At 61.3% G+C, this 452-nt stretch carries 1 protein-coding gene; it reads left to right on the top strand.

Annotation, left to right across the window (positions count from 1 at the left end; all coding sequences use genetic code 11):
- Positions 1–452 (top strand): hypothetical protein (locus tag AC1DIX_RS27860; protein ID WP_477328589.1); only part of this gene is annotated, 452 nt, incomplete at both ends.

Below are 452 nucleotides of genomic sequence, written 5' to 3'. Positions count from 1 at the left end.
ATCCAGCCTCTTGGACCGCTCATCGACCTCGGACATGAGCGAGGCTACCGGTTCGCCTTGGAAACGCAGGGCAGTATCGCAAAGGACTGGTTCGGACGGCTTGATGCACTCGTTCTGAGCCCCAAGCCGCCCTCCAGCGGAATGGACCCCGACTGGGAGGTTTTCTCGTCTTGCCTCAGCTTGGCGGCGGACCGTCCGCAGACCGTGATCAAGATGGTGGTGTTCGACGATGCCGACTACGCGTTTGCTCGAGGCGTCGCCAATCGGTTTCCCGCCTACCCCATCTTTCTCCAACCCGGAAACCACACCCCACCGCCCCCGACAGAAGAAGAGGCTGTCGTCGACATCGATGGCGTGATGGACCGAATGCACTGGCTGGTCGGCAAGGTCACCGAGGATCGTTGGTTCGAAGCGAGGGTACTGCCTCAGCTGCATGTCCTCCTGTGGGGGAA

The organism is Massilia sp. 05N420, assembly GCF_056397205.1.
Note: the sequence above shows the minus strand (reverse complement) of the source record. Positions and strands in the feature narration are given on the sequence as shown.